The 16,818-nt window shown below is 65.6% G+C and carries 17 protein-coding genes; 1 reads left to right on the forward strand and 16 read right to left on the reverse strand.

Annotated features, from left to right (window positions below; genetic code table 11):
• Positions 1-11 precede the first annotated feature (11 nt).
• Genes XI03_RS25150 through XI03_RS25185 form a run of 8 tightly spaced genes read right to left on the reverse strand, consistent with a single transcriptional unit; the run spans position 12 to position 7,855 of the window.
• The gene (locus XI03_RS25150; protein WP_212474865.1) at positions 12-1,133 is read right to left on the reverse strand and encodes an NAD(P)/FAD-dependent oxidoreductase; all 1,122 of its coding nucleotides are present in this window, start codon (positions 1,131-1,133) and stop codon (positions 12-14) included.
• Positions 1,130-2,548 carry an FAD/NAD(P)-dependent oxidoreductase gene (locus XI03_RS25155; RefSeq protein ID WP_271593614.1) on the reverse strand — a complete coding sequence of 473 codons (1,419 nt, stop codon included), beginning with the start codon at positions 2,546-2,548 and terminating at the stop codon, positions 1,130-1,132. The genes XI03_RS25150 and XI03_RS25155 overlap by 4 nt, the downstream gene beginning before the upstream one ends.
• Positions 2,545-2,841: a (2Fe-2S)-binding protein gene (locus XI03_RS25160; protein WP_028140357.1), complete on the reverse strand. Its 297-nt coding sequence runs from the start codon at positions 2,839-2,841 to the stop codon at positions 2,545-2,547. The genes XI03_RS25155 and XI03_RS25160 overlap by 4 nt, the downstream gene beginning before the upstream one ends.
• Before the next feature lie 29 nt (positions 2,842-2,870).
• On the reverse strand, positions 2,871-4,067 hold the full coding sequence (locus XI03_RS25165; RefSeq protein WP_038951039.1) for an NAD(P)/FAD-dependent oxidoreductase: 1,197 nt from the start codon (positions 4,065-4,067) through the stop codon (positions 2,871-2,873).
• An 8-nt stretch (positions 4,068-4,075) separates the two neighbouring features.
• Positions 4,076-4,885 carry an ABC transporter permease gene (locus XI03_RS25170; RefSeq protein ID WP_271593615.1) on the reverse strand — a complete coding sequence of 270 codons (810 nt, stop codon included), beginning with the start codon at positions 4,883-4,885 and terminating at the stop codon, positions 4,076-4,078.
• The gene (locus tag XI03_RS25175) at positions 4,882-5,757 is read right to left on the reverse strand and encodes an ABC transporter permease (RefSeq protein ID WP_095426699.1); all 876 of its coding nucleotides are present in this window, start codon (positions 5,755-5,757) and stop codon (positions 4,882-4,884) included. The genes XI03_RS25170 and XI03_RS25175 overlap by 4 nt, the downstream gene beginning before the upstream one ends.
• On the reverse strand, positions 5,754-6,794 hold the full coding sequence (locus tag XI03_RS25180; protein WP_038951041.1) for an ABC transporter ATP-binding protein: 1,041 nt from the start codon (positions 6,792-6,794) through the stop codon (positions 5,754-5,756). The genes XI03_RS25175 and XI03_RS25180 overlap by 4 nt, the downstream gene beginning before the upstream one ends.
• A gap of 26 nt (positions 6,795-6,820) precedes the next feature.
• Entirely contained in the window at positions 6,821-7,855 is a 1,035-nt protein-coding gene (locus XI03_RS25185; protein ID WP_212474866.1) for an ABC transporter substrate-binding protein, read from the reverse strand.
• A 272-nt stretch (positions 7,856-8,127) separates the two neighbouring features.
• Between XI03_RS25185 and XI03_RS25190 the strand changes: the two genes are divergently transcribed.
• Entirely contained in the window at positions 8,128-9,045 is a 918-nt protein-coding gene (locus XI03_RS25190) for a LysR substrate-binding domain-containing protein (protein WP_271593616.1), read from the forward strand.
• Here XI03_RS25190 and XI03_RS25195 read toward each other — a convergent pair.
• From XI03_RS25195 to XI03_RS25230, 8 genes are read right to left on the reverse strand one after another with little or no spacing between them, the layout of a single operon-like run.
• Positions 9,035-10,408: an amidohydrolase family protein gene (locus XI03_RS25195; RefSeq protein WP_097668339.1), complete on the reverse strand. Its 1,374-nt coding sequence runs from the start codon at positions 10,406-10,408 to the stop codon at positions 9,035-9,037. The two genes, XI03_RS25190 and XI03_RS25195, sit on opposite strands and share 11 nt — an antisense overlap.
• Positions 10,405-11,988 (reverse strand): ABC transporter substrate-binding protein, encoded by a 1,584-nt coding sequence (locus XI03_RS25200; protein ID WP_271593617.1) that lies wholly within the window; start codon positions 11,986-11,988, stop codon positions 10,405-10,407. The genes XI03_RS25195 and XI03_RS25200 overlap by 4 nt, the downstream gene beginning before the upstream one ends.
• Positions 11,989-12,010: 22 nt before the next feature.
• A complete protein-coding gene (locus XI03_RS25205) occupies positions 12,011-12,661 on the reverse strand; it encodes an aspartate/glutamate racemase family protein (protein WP_271593618.1) in 651 nt (216 codons plus the stop codon).
• 8 nt (positions 12,662-12,669) lie between these two features.
• The gene (locus XI03_RS25210) at positions 12,670-13,554 is read right to left on the reverse strand and encodes a polysaccharide deacetylase family protein (RefSeq protein WP_095426705.1); all 885 of its coding nucleotides are present in this window, start codon (positions 13,552-13,554) and stop codon (positions 12,670-12,672) included.
• Positions 13,541-14,356, reverse strand: coding sequence for an ABC transporter substrate-binding protein (locus XI03_RS25215; RefSeq protein WP_028140367.1), 816 nt, complete (start codon positions 14,354-14,356; stop codon positions 13,541-13,543). Before XI03_RS25215 ends, XI03_RS25210 begins: the two co-directional genes overlap by 14 nt.
• Positions 14,357-14,370: 14 nt before the next feature.
• Positions 14,371-15,135, reverse strand: a complete 765-nt coding sequence (locus tag XI03_RS25220; protein ID WP_097668335.1) for an amino acid ABC transporter ATP-binding protein — start codon at positions 15,133-15,135, stop codon at positions 14,371-14,373.
• Positions 15,132-15,989, reverse strand: coding sequence for an amino acid ABC transporter permease (locus tag XI03_RS25225; protein ID WP_271593619.1), 858 nt, complete (start codon positions 15,987-15,989; stop codon positions 15,132-15,134). Before XI03_RS25225 ends, XI03_RS25220 begins: the two co-directional genes overlap by 4 nt.
• Entirely contained in the window at positions 15,986-16,813 is an 828-nt protein-coding gene (locus XI03_RS25230; protein ID WP_271593620.1) for an ABC transporter substrate-binding protein, read from the reverse strand. The genes XI03_RS25225 and XI03_RS25230 overlap by 4 nt, the downstream gene beginning before the upstream one ends.
• Positions 16,814-16,818: the final 5 nt, after the last annotated feature.

The following is a 16,818-nucleotide window of genomic DNA, read 5'->3' on the forward strand; positions in this document are numbered from 1 at the left end:
TCCTCTTGTTGCTAGAGCGTTGAGGGATGGAAGCGGTCGATGCCGAGATCACCGACGCGGGTCTGGGTGCCGCCGTTGACGATCAGCTCCGCCATCACGGCACCGGCGCCGGGGCCGAGCTGAAAGCCGTGCAACGAGAAGCCGAACTGGTGATAGAGGCCCTTGTGACGGCTGCTCGGTCCGAACACGGGAATATCGTCCTTCATCTTCGCTTCGATCCCGGCCCAGGCACGGACGATGGTGGCGCTGCGCATCACCGGAAACAGCTCGAACACGGTGCGTGCGCTGGTCGCGAGGCTCTTCCAGTCCAGCACCGTCTCGTTGCGATCCTGATAGGGCGTTGCCAGATGACCGCCGCCGATCAGCACCGTGCCGTTGGAGAACTGCTTGAAGGAGAGCTTTCGCCCGCGCAGGATCACGACGGGGTCGATGAAGTGCGGCACGCGCGAGGTGATCATCAGCATCGGTGCCACGGTCTCGACCGGCACGGGCTCGCCGAGCGCGGCCGCGATCTTGCCGGCCCAGGCGCCCGCGGCGTTGACCAGCACCGGCGCGGCAAAGGCTTCAGTGCCGACGTCGACATGCCAGAGCCCATCGCTGTACCGGATGTTGCTGGCGGCCACGCCTTCGCGCACGGTCGTGCCGAGCTGCTGGGCCTTGCGCCGGAACGCCGTCGTCGTCTGCGCCGGATTGGCCGCGCCGTCACGGCGCGAAACCACGCCGCCGGGACAGCTTTCAGCCACCGCCGGCACCAGCCGGCGCAATTCAGTCGCGTCGATCAGCTCTTCGTGGGTGAAGCCGAGCGCATTGAGCTCGGCCACGCGCACGCGGCAGACCGCGAGCTCCTCCTCGTTCTCGGCGACCAGCACCTGGCCGTGGCTCTCGAAACTGCAATCGTCGTCGAGGAGATCCTTGATCTTCTCCCAGATTCCCATCGAGCGGATCGAGAGCGGAATCTCCGGGATGTGCCGCGCGAGCTGGCGGACGCCGCCGGCATTGACGCCGGAGGCGTGGCGTCCGGCATAATCCTTCTCGATCAGCACCGGTTTCAGGCCGGCGAGGCACAGATGCAACGCGGTGGAGCATCCGTGGATGCCGCCGCCGACGACGATCGCATCCACGCATCTTGTCATCCGCGCACCACCGCCTTGACGTCGGCCTCGCTTTTCGGAACGGCCGCGAGCTCGGCGAGCGTGATTGGCTTCACCGGCGCGCGCAGCCGGTAATAGCCGATCTCCTGCGGAGACTTGCCGCGCGCCTGCGCCATCAGCTCGGTGACGGTGAGGCCGCAGAGCCGGCCCTGGCACGGGCCCATGCCGGTGCGGCGATAGGCCTTGAGCTGGTTCGGCCCGGTCGCGCCGATCGCGACGGAATCGAGAACGTCCTTTGCCGTGACCTCCTCGCAGCGGCAGACGATGGTGTCGCCGGAGGGAATACGGAACTGCGGCGCGGGGCGGAACAGCGTATCGAGGAAGATACGACCACGCTCGGCCTTGGCGAGATCGGTACGCAACGCTGCCATCGACGGAAATTTTGCGGCAGCCGCGGGTGCCAACGCTTCGACTGCCGCGCGCGCCGCGATGCGGCCGCGCACCACGGCGGCATTGGCACCACCGATGCCGGCGCCGTCGCCGGCGATCGCAATGCCGGCGACCGACGAACTGCCGCTGGCATCCAGCACCGGCGACCAGCACAGTTGCAGATCGTCCCAGCGATGCTCGACACCTGCGGCCATCGCGAGATTAACGTTGGGCACGACGCCCTGATGCAGCAGCAGCAGATCGGCGGGAATGGTCTCGCGCTTGCCGCCGGCGACATAGCCCACGCTGGCGAGCTGGCCGTCGCCGGCCGCCGAGAGCTCCGCGACGCCGGAGACGACCTGCACCTTGGCCTTCACCTCGCGCATCATCGCGAGACCCTTGGCGAAATAGGGTGAGGTCAGGAACGCGAAGGCGTGCGGAAGCGCTGCGAAGTAATTGCCGCGCTCGGTGGTGTCGAGGATGCGGTCGATGCGGCCGCCGAGGCGAAGGATCTGCGCGGCCAGCAGCCAGAGCAGCGGCCCCTGGCCTGCGATCACCGTGCGGCCATCGGGAACCAGAGCCGACGATTTCAGCATCGTCTGCGCGGCGCCCGCGGTCATCACGCCCGGCAGCGTCCAGCCGGGTATTGGAAACGGCCGCTCCAGTGCGCCGGTCGCAAGGATCACGCGCTGCGCCTTGACGAAGGCGGAGGCGCCGCCGACCGAGACGGCGATCTCGAGGTTGCGGTCGAGGCTCCAGACCGTCGCGCGATGAATGACCTCGGCGCTGGTCGCACGCAGCGACTGCACGAGATCGGCACCGACCCAATAATCGGCGCCGAGCTGATTGCGATCGGTTACCGGCGTCGAAGAGATCGCGCGAAACACCTGACCGCCCGGGCCGACATTCTCGTCGAGCAGCAGCGTGGACAAGCCGGCTTCGGCGGATGTCGCAGCGGCGGCAAGGCCCGCTGGTCCCGCGCCGATCACCACGACGTCATAGTCTTCGCGCTTGGGAGCCACAGTCATTTTCCGATCTCCCGCTTGCCCTTCTGGATCTCGATCTGCATGCCTTCGGCAACGGGCACGAGGCAGCCTTGGCGGTTGCCGACACCGTCGATGGTGACGAGGCAGTCGAAGCACACGCCCATCATGCAATAGGGCAGACGCGGTGCGCCGCTCACAGCGGTGGAACGCCGTGCGTCGCGGCCGGAGGCCAGTAGCGCAGCCGAGACGGTGTCACCTTGGCGCGCCGCAACGGCAACGCCGTCGACGAAGATCTCGACCTGCGGTCGCTTGTCCTGTTCGGATCGTCTAAACATGGGGATGCCTCTTGGCTCCTTCAAAATCTCTAATAGCCGCTGTTGTTCGCAGCGCCCGCGGCGCCGAACCGGCTGGCCGAGAACGCGCCGACCAGCTCGGGCTCGAGCGCGCCCTGCGCCACCATGCGCGCGATCTCGAAGGCGTGGTTGGAGGCCAGCGTCACGCCGGAATGGCAGCAGGCGACGAAGGCGCCGGGATGCGTCTCCGACTGGTCGTAGATCGGAAAGCCGTCCTGCGGCATGACGCGAATGCCGGCCCAGCTCCTGACCACGTTGAGCCGCGACAGATGCGGGAACATGCGCTGGGCGCGATCGGTCATCACGGCGCTGATCGAATGCTTCAGCGCACGATCATCCAGCTCGTCTTCCTTGCTGTCGCCGATCATCACCGTGCCCTCGTCGGTTTGGCGGATCGTGGTCAGCGGATGCGGCAGGAACGGCATGGTGCGCTCGGTCACCACGATCTGGCCGCGGGTCGGGCCCATCGGCGCGTAGAGGCCGACCATGGGCGCCAGCGTCTGATTGGCATTGCCGGCGGCGAGCACGATCTTGGCCGCGCGCAGCTCGCCCTTCGGCGTGGTCAGGCGGAATTCGCCGCCGCTCCTGCTGATCGCCGAGACCGGACGCTCCGGAAAATAATCGATGCCGAACGCCCTGAAGCCGGTGTGGAAGGCGCGGAACGTGCGCAGCGAATTGACGTGGCCGTCGAGCGGGCAATAGCTGCCGCCGGAGACCTCCGGCCCGATCAGCGGCAGCGACTTCTTGACCTCGGATGCGGAGAGCATCTCCATCTTGTAGTCGGCAGCACCGGCCTGGTTGTGCATGCGCTTGACCAGCTCGGTGCGCTGGCCGAACTCCTCTTCACCAAGGGTGAGATGAAAACCGCCATTCTGCTGAAGCGAGACATCAAGGCCGGTCTGTTGCTTTAACTCCTCCGCCAGCCGACCCCACGCCTGCGACGCCTGCACGGTCCACACCGTATAGGCGGGCATGCCGAGCCCCTTGCTCTGGACCCAGACCAGCGCAAAGTTTGCGCGGGAGGCGCGTTTGGTGATGTCGCCTTCGTCGAGCACGGCAACGGACTTGCCAAGCCGGCCGAGGCCCCAGGCAATCGCGGAGCCGAGCAACCCGCCGCCGACGACGGCGACGTCGTAATCAGATTTTTGTTTAGACGCGTTTTCTTTACGCGAACCGGCGTCCACTTCGCTCGAAAACGCTTTAGACATAAGTTCTCCTATCGCCCCGTATCGCCGCCCTTGCCGGCGAGCACACGGTCGAGCCCGTAGAAGCGGTCGAGCAGAATGAGGGCGGTCATGGTCACAGCGATCACGCAGGCCGAGACCGACGTCACCAGCGGATCGATGTTGTCCTGGATATAAAGGAACATGCGCACCGGCAACGTCTCGGTACCGGGTGCCGCGAGGAAGACGGTCATGGTGAGATCGTCGAAGGACTGGATGAAAGCGAGCGCCCAGCCGCTGATGACGCCGGGGAGGATCAGCGGCAAGGTCACGCGGCGAAACAGCGTCCAGCCGCCGGCGCCGAGGGAGACCGCGGCTATCTCGACGGTGCGGTCCATGCCTGTCGCTGCCGCAAGCGTCAGCCGCAGCGCGAACGGAAACACGATGATAACATGCGCGATGATCAGCGCGACAAAACTGCCGCCCAGGCCGGCCGAGGTGAAGAAGCGCAGGAAGGCGATGCCGAGCACGACATGCGGGATCATCAGCGGCGACAGGAACAGCGCGGCGAGCGCATCGCGGCCGCGGAATCGATAGCGCGCGATCGCCAATGCCGCCGGCACCGCGAACAGGAGCGCGACGAAGGAGGACAGCGCGCCGAGGCCAAGGCTGACCCAGAAGGCGTGGATGAATTCGGGGTAGTTCGCGATCGTCCTGAACCAGCGCAGCGAAAAGCCGTTGGTCGGCAGCGACAGGAAGCCTTCGGGCGTGAAGGCGACGAGACAGACCACCAGGATCGGCGCCACCATGACGATGACGAAGAAGGTATGGAAGATCAGCGCCAGCGGGCCGTTCCGTCTCATCGGAACACCTCCGCGTAGCGCCGCTCGATCAATGCGTTGCTGCCGACGACGATCAGCACCAGCGCGACCAGCAGCAGCGTCGCGACCGCTGCGCCGAGCGGCCAGTTCAACGTGTTGAGGAACTCGTCATAGGCGAGCGTCGCGGCGACCTTGAGCCGGCGGCCGCCGATGATCGCGGGCGTCGCAAACGCGCTGGCCGAGAGCGAAAACACGATGATCGCACCCGACAGCACGCCCGGCATGATCTGCGGCATGATGATGCGGCGAATGATGGTGGCGGGGCCGGCGCCGAGCGACATCGCGGCATTCTCGATCTGCGGATCGAGCCGCTGCAGCGCAGCCCACACCGAGAGCACCATGAACGGCATCATCACGTGTGCGAGCGCGACCACCATGCCGGTTTCGGTGAACATGAAGGGAATGGGCGAGCTAATCACCCCGAGCGACATCAAGAGCTTGTTGACGAGGCCGTTGTTGCCGCCGAACAGCAGCGCCCAGCCCAGCGTGCGGGCCACCACGGAGATCAGAAGCGGCCCGAGGATGACGAGCAGGAAGAAGCTTTTCCAACGGCCGCTCATGCGGTTGAGGATATAGGCTTCGGGCGCCCCGAGCAGCGCGGTGAGCAGCGTGGTCAGGATCGCGATACGAAAGGTGCGCCAGAACATCTCGGCGTAATAGGGATCGGTCGCGATCTCGTGCCAGTTCTTGAGGATGAAGACCGGCTCGATGCCCTTGTACTGGCCCCAATCGTGGAACGACAGCATCACCGTCATCGCCAGCGGAATCAGCAGCACGCCGACGAACAGCATCAAGGCAGGCGCCGTCAGCGCCCAGGGCGCACGCGCGCTGCGTTCCTCGGCGACCGTGCTCATGCGCCAGCCCTCGCGCGGACGCTCATATCCTCGGGCCGCCAGGTAAGACGAACCGTCTCGCCTTCGGCCGGCTGCGCCTTGCCGTCATTCTGGCGGATCACGATTGCCGGGCCGCATTCGCTGTCGCACTGGAACAGCCAGTGATTGCCCTGGAAGATGCGCGTGACGATTTTTGCGCTGAGGCCGGCATCGCCGAAGCCGATTCTTTCAGGGCGAATGCTGACGGTGACGGGACCGCTGAGGCCCGCCGGGGCCGGCGCACTCCAGGAGCCCGCCGTCACCCGCGCTGGCGTGGCGGTCCGATCGACCGCCGCGGCGAAATCGTTGGTCTTGCCGAGGAATTGCGAGACGAAGGCCGAGGCCGGCTTCTCATAGGTCTCCTGCGGCGTCCCGATCTGCTCGATCTTGCCCTGGCTCATCACCACGATGCGATCGGACAGCGACATCGCCTCGTTCTGGTCATGGGTGACCAGGATCGTGGTGGTGCCGATGGTGCGCTGGATCTGACGCAGCTCGATCTGCATCTCCTCGCGCAGCTTGGCGTCAAGGTTGGACAGCGGCTCGTCGAGCAAGAGCACGCTCGGCTTGATCACCAGCGCGCGGGCGAGTGCCACGCGCTGCTGCTGGCCGCCGGACATGCGGCGGGGATGGCGGTCCTCAAAGCCGGCAAGGCCGACCATCGCGAGCGCGGCACGAACGCGCTCGGCTCTTTCAGTGCGCGGCACGTTGCGCATCTCGAGACCGAAGGCGACGTTCTCCGCCGCCGTCATGTGCGGAAACAGCGCGTAGCTCTGGAACACGATGCCAAGGCCACGCTTGGCCGGATGGATCGCGGTCAGGTCCTTGCCCTCCAGGCGGATCGCGCCGCGGGTGGGATCGAGGAAGCCCGCGATCATCTGCAACGTCGTGGTCTTGCCGCAGCCGGACGGGCCGAGGAAGGAGATGAACTCCCCCTTCCCCACCGAGAGACTGAAGTCATCGACCACAGTCTGCGCCCCGAATTGCTTGGCGACCCGATCGAGCTCGAGATAGGCCATACGCTGTCTCCGCTGCGACGATCAGATCAACGCTCGACCTCGCGATTCCAGCGCTTGGTCCACTCCTCGCGCTTCTCGTTGATGACGGTCCAGTCCGGATTATAGAGCTTGGCCGCACGCTCGCCGATCGGCGCCATCTTGCCGAGCTCCGGCGGGATCACCAGCGACTTCAGCACCGGGCCGTAGCCGTAATCCTTCAGCATCACGAGCTGGATCTTGGGGTCGAGCAGCATCTTGACGAAACTTGATGCCAGCGGCGAGGCGTTCGGCTTGGTGATCGGACACGCCGTGGTCAGCAGCGTCGCAGCGCCTTCCTTCGGGTAGACGAAGTCGACGGGGAAGCCGGTGTTGGCAAAGCTCTGCACACGGCCGGTACCCCACACCGCGATCACGGCCTGGCCGGACTGGAACAGCTCGGTCATCTTGCCCGGCGACGGCTCGTAAGCGAGCACGTTCGGATTGATCTGCTCCTTGAAGATCTTGAAGCCGGAATCGACATTGGTCTCGCCGCCGCCGTTCATCTTCGACAGCATCACCAGCGCTTCGAGACCGTAGGTGTTGTTGATCGGCGGGATCACCAGCTGTTTTGCGTATTTCGTATCCTTCAGGTCATTCCACGAGGTCGGCGGCGCCCAGCCTTTCTCCTTGAACACCTTGGTATTGTACATCAGCCCGGTCGCGACGATGCCGATGGCGACTGCGCGATCGTCCTTGAAGCGCGCGGTGTCGTAGAGATCGGCCGGCAGTCCCTCGAGCTTGCCGCAGAAGCCGAGCTGGATCGCCTGGTACATCGGGCCGTCATCGACGATGGCGACGTCGATCTGCTGGTTGCCCTTCTGCGCCTGGAGTTTTGCCAGCGTGTCGGTGGAATTGCCGGCGACGTATTCGACCTTGACGCCGTTCTCCTTCTCGAAGGCCGGAATCACCTCGTCGCGGATCGTCTTCTCGAACGAGCCGCCATAGCCGGCGACGTAGAGCGTCTTTTGCTGGGCCGAAGCGGCCGACGGGGCGGCAATGAGCGCTGCGATGCTGACCGCGGTCAGAAGGCGAAGAGTCTTCATGTGGACCGATCTCCATACCGGAATGAGGTGACGTGCCGACGAGTCTCGCTGGCTGAAGCCTCTTCCGCATTTCCTTCCGCGCAATCCCGTCTCCAAGCAGGCTCCGGCGCCCGTACGGCGGGTTTTGACGCGATCTGGAGGCTTGAACCCCTCCAATCTGCCGAAAAAGCGGGCTGTCTCCAGTCCTGATGAAAAAGATCGCAACCTATACTTCCATCGTCCAATGAATAATGGCAACCTCTGTATGCCTAAATGTTATGGATGGATTTGGAATGGCGCGGATCAATTCGCGGCAGGTGGAGGCCTTCCGCGCGACCATGCTGACCGGCAGCGTCACCGAGGCCGCGAAGCTGATGGTGGTGACGCAGCCCGCTGTCAGCCGGTTGCTGCGCGACTTCCAGGCCCTCTTGAAGATGGAGTTGTTCGAGCGGCGCGGCACCGGCCTCGTGCCGACCGCCGCGGCAATGGCGCTCTATACCGAGGTCGAACGGTCCTTCGTCGGTCTCGAACGCATCACGGCTGCGGCCGAAGAAATCCGTGGCCGCCGCACTGGCTCGCTGCGCATCGCCGCGCTGCCGGCGCTGGCGAACGGCTATCTGCCACGACTTGCCGGTCATTTCCTGATGGAACGGCCCAACCTCAACCTGGCCTTCTTCGGCGTAATCTCGCCGATCGTGGTCGACTGGGTCTTGAACAATCAATGCGACATCGGCTTTGCCGAGGTGCCGATTGCCCATTCCGGCCTGCCGAGCCTGCGACTGCCGGCGCTGGCGCGCGTCGCGGTGCTGCCGACCGGACATCGCCTCGCAGAGAAGGAAGTGCTGGAGCCGCGCGATTTCGAGGGCGAGACGTTCATCTCGCTGTCGGCGGGATCGTCGAGCCGGCACCTCGTCGACCAGGTGTTTCACCGCAGCGACGTCCGCCGCGTGCTCAGGGTCGAGACCACGCTGTCGGAGATCATGTGCGGGATGGTGTCATCGGGGCTCGGGGTCTCGATCTGCGATCCCTTCACCGCACAGGAGTTCGCGACGCGCGGCGTCGTCGTGCGGCGCTTCCTGCCGCGCATCGACTTCGAATTCTCCGCCGTCTTCCCGGCGCAGCGCAGTCCGTCGCCGGTGGCGCTGGATCTGGTGGAGACCATGCGCAAGGCGCTGATGGAGTTCGAGGGCGACGCTGGCCTCAGCCGTTGAACGCGGCCTGCGCCTCCGGCAGATCCCAGATCTTGCCGATCGCGGCGCTGCCCGCTGCGGTGATCGCCGCTTCTTCGGCGCCGAGATAGCGGCCGGCATCGACCAGCACGCGGCCATCGACGATCACCTGATCGATATTGGCGCGGTTGGCGAGCGCGATCAGCGCGCGGCGGGGATCGAACAGCGGCTGGAGATGCGGATGGGTGAGATCGACCACGGTGAGATCGGCGGTCGCGCCCGGCTCGATCCGGCCGAGATCCGGTCGCTTGATGACGTCGGCGGCCACGGCCGTGTTCGCTTCGATCAACTCGGGCGAATTGGCGACATCGGCGCGCTGCGAGGTGGTCTTGGAGATCAGTGACGCCGCATTGAGCTCACCGAGCAGATCCATGTTGTAGCCGTCGGTGCCGACCACGGTGCGCACGCCATGCTCGGCGAACCGGCTGAAGGCCGCGGTGACGCCGGCGCGCGCGAACACGCGCGGGCAATTCAGAACGGTCATGCCGCGCGCGGCCATCAACTTGAGATCGTCGTCGCTGCTGAACATGCAATGCGCCGCCATCAAATCGGGCGCGAGCAGGCCGAGCCAATCCAGATATTGCGCCGGCGTGCGGCCGCCATAGCGCCTGCCGATGGTCTCGACCTCGGCGCGGCTCTGCGCCATATGGGTCGTGACGGGCACGCCGAGCTCGCGCGCTCGCACGGCGCAAGCTCTCAGGAGGTCGGGGCCGCAGGTGTCGGTGGCGTGCGGGCTCATGGCGAGGCCGATGCGGCCGTCGCCGCGATTGTTCCAGCGCTGGTAGAGCGCATCCCACGTCGCCATGTCGGCGGCGCCGTCATCGCCGGAATATTGCACTACGCCGTCGGGGCCGGCCTTGGCGTCCGACGTCGAGAACAGATAGGGCGCGCCATAAAAGCGAATGCCCATCTCCTCGGCGGCGTCGAACATTTCAGGGATCGAATTGCGGAACGGCTCCATCACCGTGGTGGCACCACCCTTGAGGAGCTGGAGGATGCCGAGCCGCGCCACCGCCATGCGTTCTTCCGCCGACAGCAGATCGGCGCCGCGCTTGGTCAGCGGCAGCAGCACCGTGTAGACGATGCTCTGGTTGTTCTTGCGGCCGTTGCCGTCCTCGGTATGGCTGCGCGCTACCGCCTCGCTGAAGCAGTGATTGTGCAGGTTCAGCAAGCCCGGCAGAACGAAGCGGCCGGGGCGGTCGTAGACCTCGTCCGCGCGCGGCCTGTCGCGCGTGACCGCGGCGATCCTCTTGCCTTCGATAAGGACCCAACGGTCGCGCAGCACATCCTGCGCACCGTCTTTCCGTGACAGCACATAGCTGCCGAAGATTGCGATCGTGCTCATGCGGGGCGTACGTTCCAGAAGACGGCGGTGCCGTCGAGAATGCCGGTGATGGCCTTGCGATAGGCGGTCGGCTGCTTGTACAGGCCGATCGGGATGTAGGGAATCTCCTCGAACGCGACTGCCTGGATCTCGCGGCAGATGCGCTGCTGCTCGGCGAGCTCGGAAGCGGCCAGCCATTGGCTGCGCAAGGCGCCCATCTTCTCGCTCGCATACCAGCCGGCGACCTTGCCCTCGCCGCGGATGTTGGTGTTGCCGGCCGGGTTGAGCCAGTCGATGCCCTGCCAATTGCCGACCGCCGCGCTCCAGCCGCCCTGCCCGACCGGATCCTTCTTGAGCTGGGGCTGTAGCACGACGGCGAAATCGAGCCCGGCATATTCGACGTTCATGCCGGCCTTGCGCAAGCTATCGACCGCGATCTCGCCGAGCGGCTTCTGCGCCAACGAATTGGTGGGCACGAGCACCACGATCTTCTCGCCCTTGTAGCCGGCCGCCTTCAGGTCGGCCTTGACCCTGGCATAGTCGCGGGCCCCGCGGAACACATCGAGGCCGACCTCGCTCGCCATCGGCGTACCGGGCGCGAAGTAGCCGATCGGCGAGACCTGAAAGGCGGGATCGACACCGGCCACCGCCGTCATGAACGCGGACTGGTCGATCGCACCGAGCAGCGCGCGGCGGAGGGCGGGATTGTCGAACGGCGGCTGCAGATGATTGAGCCGCAGCATGCAGGCGTAACCGCGGGGATCAAGAATGCGCGTCTCGATGTCACCGGCAGCCTTGATCACCGGCAACAGATCGTGCGGCGTGGTCTCCTGCCAGTCCTGCTCGCCGGTCTGCAGCGCGGCGACGCCGGTGCCGGCATCGGGCGTGGTGGTCCAGACCACGCGGTCGTAGTGCACGATCTTCGGGCCCGCGGTCCAATCCGGCTTGCCGTCGGTGCGGGGCTGATAGCGCTCGAATTTGGCGTAGGCGTTGCGCGCGCCCTGCACGCGCTCGTCGGCGAGGTAGCGGAACGGGCCGCTGCCGATCACCTCGGTCAGCGGCTTGAACGGATCCTGGCTCGCCAGCCGCTCCGGCATCATGAAGCAGGCATTGATCGCGGCCTTGCCGAGCGCCTGCGGCAGCAGCGGGAACGGACGCTTGAGACGGAAGCGGATGGTGCGATCGTCGGCGGCGGACAGCTCGTCGGTCGCCTCCATCAGCTCGCCGCCAAAGCCGTCGCGCGCGGCCCAGCGGCGGATGCTCGCCACGCAGTCGCGCGCGAGCACGCGCTCGCCATCGTGCCAGAACAGGCCGTCGCGCAAGCTGAGATCCCATTGCAGCCCGTCACCGGAGATGACGTGGCCCGACAGCATCTGCGGCGAGACCTGGAGCGAGGCGCTCATGCCATAGAGCGTGTCGTAGACCATGAAGCCGTGGTTCCGCGACACTTGCGCGGTCGAGTAGATGGGATCGACGAAGGCGAGATCGATCACAGGGATGAAGCGCAGCGTGGACTGGGATTCGGCGCGGACGATGCCCGGAAACGAAAGTGCCGGCATGGCTGCGGCGGCCTTGAGGAGCGAACGGCGGGAGATGGGCATTACAGAAGGCTCCTGAAGGGTCTTACGTATTCAACAAGATCGCGCCGATCGCAGCCGCCACCGCCTGCTGCGCCGGCTCGACCACGGGCACGCCGATCGCATCCGCGATCGCCACACGATGCGAGGCCATGCCGGCGCAGCCCATTACCACGACATCGGCGCGGGATTGCATGACCAGCGCGCGGCCGGCCTCGATCAATCGTCCCCGGATATCGGCGGCTGCGGTCTCGGCTGCGCTCGCGCCGACCGACCAGCTTCCGGCATAGCGGCCGTCGACGCCCATCACCCGCACCATCCGTTGCTGGCGCCGGATGCTCGACGGCGACAGCGCGATGATGCCGAAACGTTCGCCGAGCATCAGCGCGCGAAAAATGCCGCACTCGGCGATGCCCAGCACCGGGCGGCCGCCGGCAGCCTCGCGCACCGCATGCAGACCGGGATCGCTGAAGCAAGCGAGCACGAAGGCATCGGCGTCGTCGCGCGACACACGATTCACCAGCGGCATGACGACGCTATCGGCATCACGCTGCGAGCTGATTCCCGGTGGCCCCTCGGCAAGGCCGACGACCTCGATGTCAGGCCCGCCGGCGATCCGCAGCGGCGCGACCGCCTCGTCGATCGCCGCCGTCACGGACGTCGAGGAGTTCGGGTTGATGACGAGGATGCGGGTCATGGCGCTCCCTAACGGTTACCGGCCTCATGCCGCAGGAAGTTTTCCGCGATCTTCTCGCCGGTCGTGATCCAGACATCCGGACAGGATTTTGCGTAAGTCAGGAACTCGCGCAACAGGCGCAGCCGCATCGGGCGGCCGCTGCATTGCGGATGCAGCACCGTCGTCACCATCGCGCCCCAGTCGCGGACCTCGTCCAGCTCGTCCTTCCAGATCGAGAGCACATGTTCCTTGGGGAAGATCGAGCGCGGGCTGAAGCGGGCGGAGAGACCATGCATCCAGTCGTCATAGCTCGCGGTCACCGGCAGCTCGATCGTGCCGGGCTTGCCGTCGGCAAGACGATGGCGATAGGGCCGCACGTCGTCGCGGAACGAGGAGGTATAGACGATGCCATGACGCACCAGCGCCACCCGCAGCTCCTCGGTGAACTCGCCATAGGGCGCGCGATAGCCGGTCGGCTTCACGCCAAGCCGGCGCTTCAGCGCCTCGAAACCGCGCGCCAGCTCCTCCTCGATCCAGGGATCGCCGGGATCGGGCAGGAGATGATGATAGCCGTGATGTCCGATCTCGTGGCCGGCCTTGAGAATGGACTCGGCCATCGCGGGATGCGCATCGACCGACCATCCCGTGACGAAGAAAGTCGCCTTGAGATCGAGCTGGTCGAGCAGCTCCAGCAGCTTGGGCGTGCCGACACGGGCCTCATAGCCGCCATAGCTCATGGTGATGAGCCGCTGGGCGTGACCTGCGTCCTTGCTGGTCCACGCGCTCTCGGCGTCCACGTCGAACGACAGGAACATCGCCGAATTGTACGGCTTCGGCCAGGGATAGTCCGGCGCGGGATCCGCGGTGTTGGCCGGGACGAGCGGGATGCTTTGGAGTGCTTTACTGTCCAGCATTGATGGTCGCCTTCTCGAGTGCGTTGTCCGTCAGTTTCCACTTGGCAAGCAGCGTGCGATAGGTGCCGTCCGCGATCAGCGCGTCGACTGCCTCCAGCATCGCCTGCTGCAGCGCCTTTTCCTTGACCGGCAGCGCAATGCCGGTGAATTGCTGTGCGATGGGCTCGCCCACCGTTGCATAGGTGCCGGGCTCGAGATCCATGATGTAAGGCAGCGTCTCGTTGCCCTGGGCGGCGGCATCGATGCGGCCCTGCCTGAGCTGGGTGCGCGCGTCGGCTGAGCCGTCGGTGCCGACGAACTGAATCGGACTGCTGCCGCAATTCTTTTCGCTCCACGCCGCGATTTGCGCCGGGAACATGGTGCGGCGACTGGCTCCGACCTTCTTGCCGCAGAGCGATGCGGCGTCCTTGAACTCAGCCTTGCGCGACTGCTGCACGAAGAACTGCGGACCGCTGCGTAGATAATCGACGAAAGACGCGACCTCGTGCCGGCTGGCATAGTCGGTGAAGCCGGACAGGATGGCGTCCACGCGCCCCGTCGAGATCGACGGCATGAACTCGGCAAAGCTGGTTTCGGTCCATTCGATCTTGACGCCGAGCTTGCGGCCGATGGCTTCACCGAGATCGATGTCGAAGCCGGACAGCGCGTTGGTCGCGGGATCGCGGAACTCCATCGGCGGATAGTTCGGCACCAGCGCCACCTTGATGCTGCCCCGCTTGGCGATCTCCGCGGGCAGATCGATCGCCATCACCGACGCGTTCATGACGCCGAGGAACGCTGCCGCAACCAAAAGTCTCTTCATCAACACGCTCCCATTCAGATCACAGCGGAAAGAAAAGCCCTGGTGCGCTCCTCGCGCGGGGCGCCCAATACGTCCGATGCGCGGCCCTGTTCGACGATCGCGCCCTGGTCCATGTAGACGACGCGATCAGCGACCTCGCGCGCGAAGCCGAGCTCGTGCGTCACCACCATCATGGTCATGCCGCTCTTCGCCAGTTCCTTCATCACGGCAAGAACCTCGCCGACGAGCTCGGGATCGAGCGCGCTGGTCGGTTCATCAAAGAGCATCAGCATCGGCTTCATCGCCAGCGCACGCGCGATGGCGACACGCTGCTGCTGGCCGCCCGAGAGTTGTGCGGGATACCAGTCCGCCTTCGCGGACAATCCGACGCGGCGCAGCAGCTCGAGCGCTTCCCTGCGCACCTCATCGGGTTTGCGTCCCTGCACCTGGACCGGGCCTTCGGTGATGTTCTCCAGCGCCGTCTTGTGCGGAAACAAATTGAAGCGCTGGAACACCATACCGGTCTTCAGCCTCTGCCGCCCGATCTCGCGCTCGCTGAGACGGTGCAGCCGTCCGCTTTGCTCTCGCACCCCGAGCAATTCGCCGTCGAGCCAGATGCCGCCGGCATCGATCGTGGCCAGCTGGTTGATGCAGCGGAGCAGCGTGGTCTTGCCCGAGCCGGAGGCGCCGATCAGGCACATCACCTCGCCGGGCCAGACGTCGAGCGAGACGCTTTTGAGAGCCTGGAACTCGCCAAAATTCTTGGCGACGGAGCGGATCGCGACGAGGGGCTTTGTCATCGCGCAAGCCGCAATGTGCCGCGCGCAAAACGGCGTTCGAGCAGCATCTGGAGCGGGGTCAGGATCGAGACCACGAGCAGGTACCAGAGCCCGGCGACGATCAAGAGCTCGATCACGCGGGAATTGGCGTAGTAGATGTTCTCGGCGTTGTGCAGCAGCTCCGGATACTGGATGACACTCGCGAGCGAGGTCGCCTTCACCATGCCGATGAACTCGTTGCCGAGCGGCGGGATCACCACGCGCATCGCCTGCGGCAGCACGATCCGGTGCAACGCGCGCAACCGTCCCATGCCGATCGCCTGCGCCGCTTCATACTGCCCGATGTCGACCGACAACATGCCGGCGCGCATCACCTCGGAGGTGTAGGCGCCCTGGTTGATGCCGAGCCCGAGCAGCGCGGCAAGGAACGGCGTCATGACGTCAACGGCGCGCGCGCTCCACAAGCCGGGAATGCCGATGGTCGGGAACACCAGCGCGAGGTTGAACCAGAGCAGCAGCTGCAGGATCAGCGGCGTGCCGCGGAACAGCCACGTGTAGCCGGCGGCGGCCGTCTTCAGCACCGGATTGGGCGACAGCCGCATGATCGCGACGATGATGCCCAGGACGATGCCGAGCGTCATCGCCAGCACCGCCATCACCATGGTGTTGACGATGCCTTCGAGAATGACTTTTGCGGTCAGGAAGCGGCTGACATAGGACCATTCGATCTGCCCGTTCGCAAACGCGCGCGCAATGGCCGCGAGCACGAGAATGATGAGCGCGGCGCTGAGCCAGCGAAACCAGTGCGGCTCGCGCGCGATCCTCATCCCCGACAGATCAGGGAAACCTTCCGCGAGTGCCGGCGCCGGCTTCATTGCGGCGCCGCGTTGAGCATGGGCTGGGCGACCGCGTTGGCCCCTAAGCCCCATTTGTCGAGAACAGCCTTATAGGAGCCCTCGGCGATCATGGCGGTGAGCTTCTCGGTCACGACCTCGCGCAGGGCGGCATCGTCCTTGCGGAACATGATGCCTTGATAGCCTTTGGCGAAGGGCTCGCCGACGACGCGGTATTTGCCGGGCTCCTGCGTTTGCGCGTAAGGCAGCGTCTCGCTGCCCTGCACGGCGGCATCGATGCGGCCTTGCTTGAGCTGGTTGCGGACGTCGATCGAATTCTCGCCCGGAACGTACTGGATGGCAGGCTTGCCGGCCGGCTCGCAATTCTGCTTGCTCCACTTCTCGATCTCGACCGGGAAGCTGGTGCTGCGGGTGGTGCCGACCTTCTTGCCGCAGAGATCGGTCGCGTCTTTGGCTCCATTGTCCGCCACGACGAAGAATTGCGGGCCGGTCTGGAGGTAATCGACGAAATCGGCGGTCTCGCGCCGCGAAGCCCGGTCCGAGATGCCGGACATGATGAAGTCGGCGCGCTTGGTCTGCAGCGAAGGGATCAGCTCGGCGAACGGCGTCTCGCTCCAGACGATCTTGAGGCCGCCGAGCCGCTTGGCGAGCTCGTTGGCAAGATCGATGTCGAGCCCGACCAGCTCATTGGTCGCGGGATCGCGATACTCCATCGGCGCATAGGTGGAGTTGACCGTGAGCTTCAGCGTGCCCGCCTGCTTGATCTCCGCGGGAAGCTCGGCCGCCTGTGCCGACGTCGCGGCAGCCAGGGTTGCAAGGGCGAAGAAATGCGAAAGGCGTGTCATGTCAG

This window comes from Bradyrhizobium sp. CCBAU 65884 (assembly GCF_028128835.1).
GTDB classification, from domain to species: Bacteria; Pseudomonadota; Alphaproteobacteria; order Rhizobiales; family Xanthobacteraceae; genus Bradyrhizobium; species Bradyrhizobium ottawaense.

What these genes read in the sequence shown, in the direction of transcription:
- XI03_RS25150 (WP_212474865.1), bottom strand. Translation starts at nt 1,133, where the DNA reads ATGACAAGATGCGTGGATGCGATCGTCGTCGGCGGCGGCATCCACGGA.
- XI03_RS25155 (WP_271593614.1), bottom strand. Translation starts at nt 2,548, where the DNA reads ATGACTGTGGCTCCCAAGCGCGAAGACTATGACGTCGTGGTGATCGGC.
- XI03_RS25160 (WP_028140357.1), bottom strand. Translation starts at nt 2,841, where the DNA reads ATGTTTAGACGATCCGAACAGGACAAGCGACCGCAGGTCGAGATCTTC.
- XI03_RS25165 (WP_038951039.1), bottom strand. Translation starts at nt 4,067, where the DNA reads ATGTCTAAAGCGTTTTCGAGCGAAGTGGACGCCGGTTCGCGTAAAGAA.
- XI03_RS25170 (WP_271593615.1), bottom strand. Translation starts at nt 4,885, where the DNA reads ATGAGACGGAACGGCCCGCTGGCGCTGATCTTCCATACCTTCTTCGTC.
- XI03_RS25175 (WP_095426699.1), bottom strand. Translation starts at nt 5,757, where the DNA reads ATGAGCACGGTCGCCGAGGAACGCAGCGCGCGTGCGCCCTGGGCGCTG.
- XI03_RS25180 (WP_038951041.1), bottom strand. Translation starts at nt 6,794, where the DNA reads ATGGCCTATCTCGAGCTCGATCGGGTCGCCAAGCAATTCGGGGCGCAG.
- XI03_RS25185 (WP_212474866.1), bottom strand. Translation starts at nt 7,855, where the DNA reads ATGAAGACTCTTCGCCTTCTGACCGCGGTCAGCATCGCAGCGCTCATT.
- XI03_RS25190 (WP_271593616.1), top strand. Translation starts at nt 8,128, where the DNA reads ATGGCGCGGATCAATTCGCGGCAGGTGGAGGCCTTCCGCGCGACCATG.
- XI03_RS25195 (WP_097668339.1), bottom strand. Translation starts at nt 10,408, where the DNA reads ATGAGCACGATCGCAATCTTCGGCAGCTATGTGCTGTCACGGAAAGAC.
- XI03_RS25200 (WP_271593617.1), bottom strand. Translation starts at nt 11,988, where the DNA reads ATGCCCATCTCCCGCCGTTCGCTCCTCAAGGCCGCCGCAGCCATGCCG.
- XI03_RS25205 (WP_271593618.1), bottom strand. Translation starts at nt 12,661, where the DNA reads ATGACCCGCATCCTCGTCATCAACCCGAACTCCTCGACGTCCGTGACG.
- XI03_RS25210 (WP_095426705.1), bottom strand. Translation starts at nt 13,554, where the DNA reads ATGCTGGACAGTAAAGCACTCCAAAGCATCCCGCTCGTCCCGGCCAAC.
- XI03_RS25215 (WP_028140367.1), bottom strand. Translation starts at nt 14,356, where the DNA reads ATGAAGAGACTTTTGGTTGCGGCAGCGTTCCTCGGCGTCATGAACGCG.
- XI03_RS25220 (WP_097668335.1), bottom strand. Translation starts at nt 15,135, where the DNA reads ATGACAAAGCCCCTCGTCGCGATCCGCTCCGTCGCCAAGAATTTTGGC.
- XI03_RS25225 (WP_271593619.1), bottom strand. Translation starts at nt 15,989, where the DNA reads ATGAAGCCGGCGCCGGCACTCGCGGAAGGTTTCCCTGATCTGTCGGGG.
- XI03_RS25230 (WP_271593620.1), bottom strand. Translation starts at nt 16,813, where the DNA reads ATGACACGCCTTTCGCATTTCTTCGCCCTTGCAACCCTGGCTGCCGCG.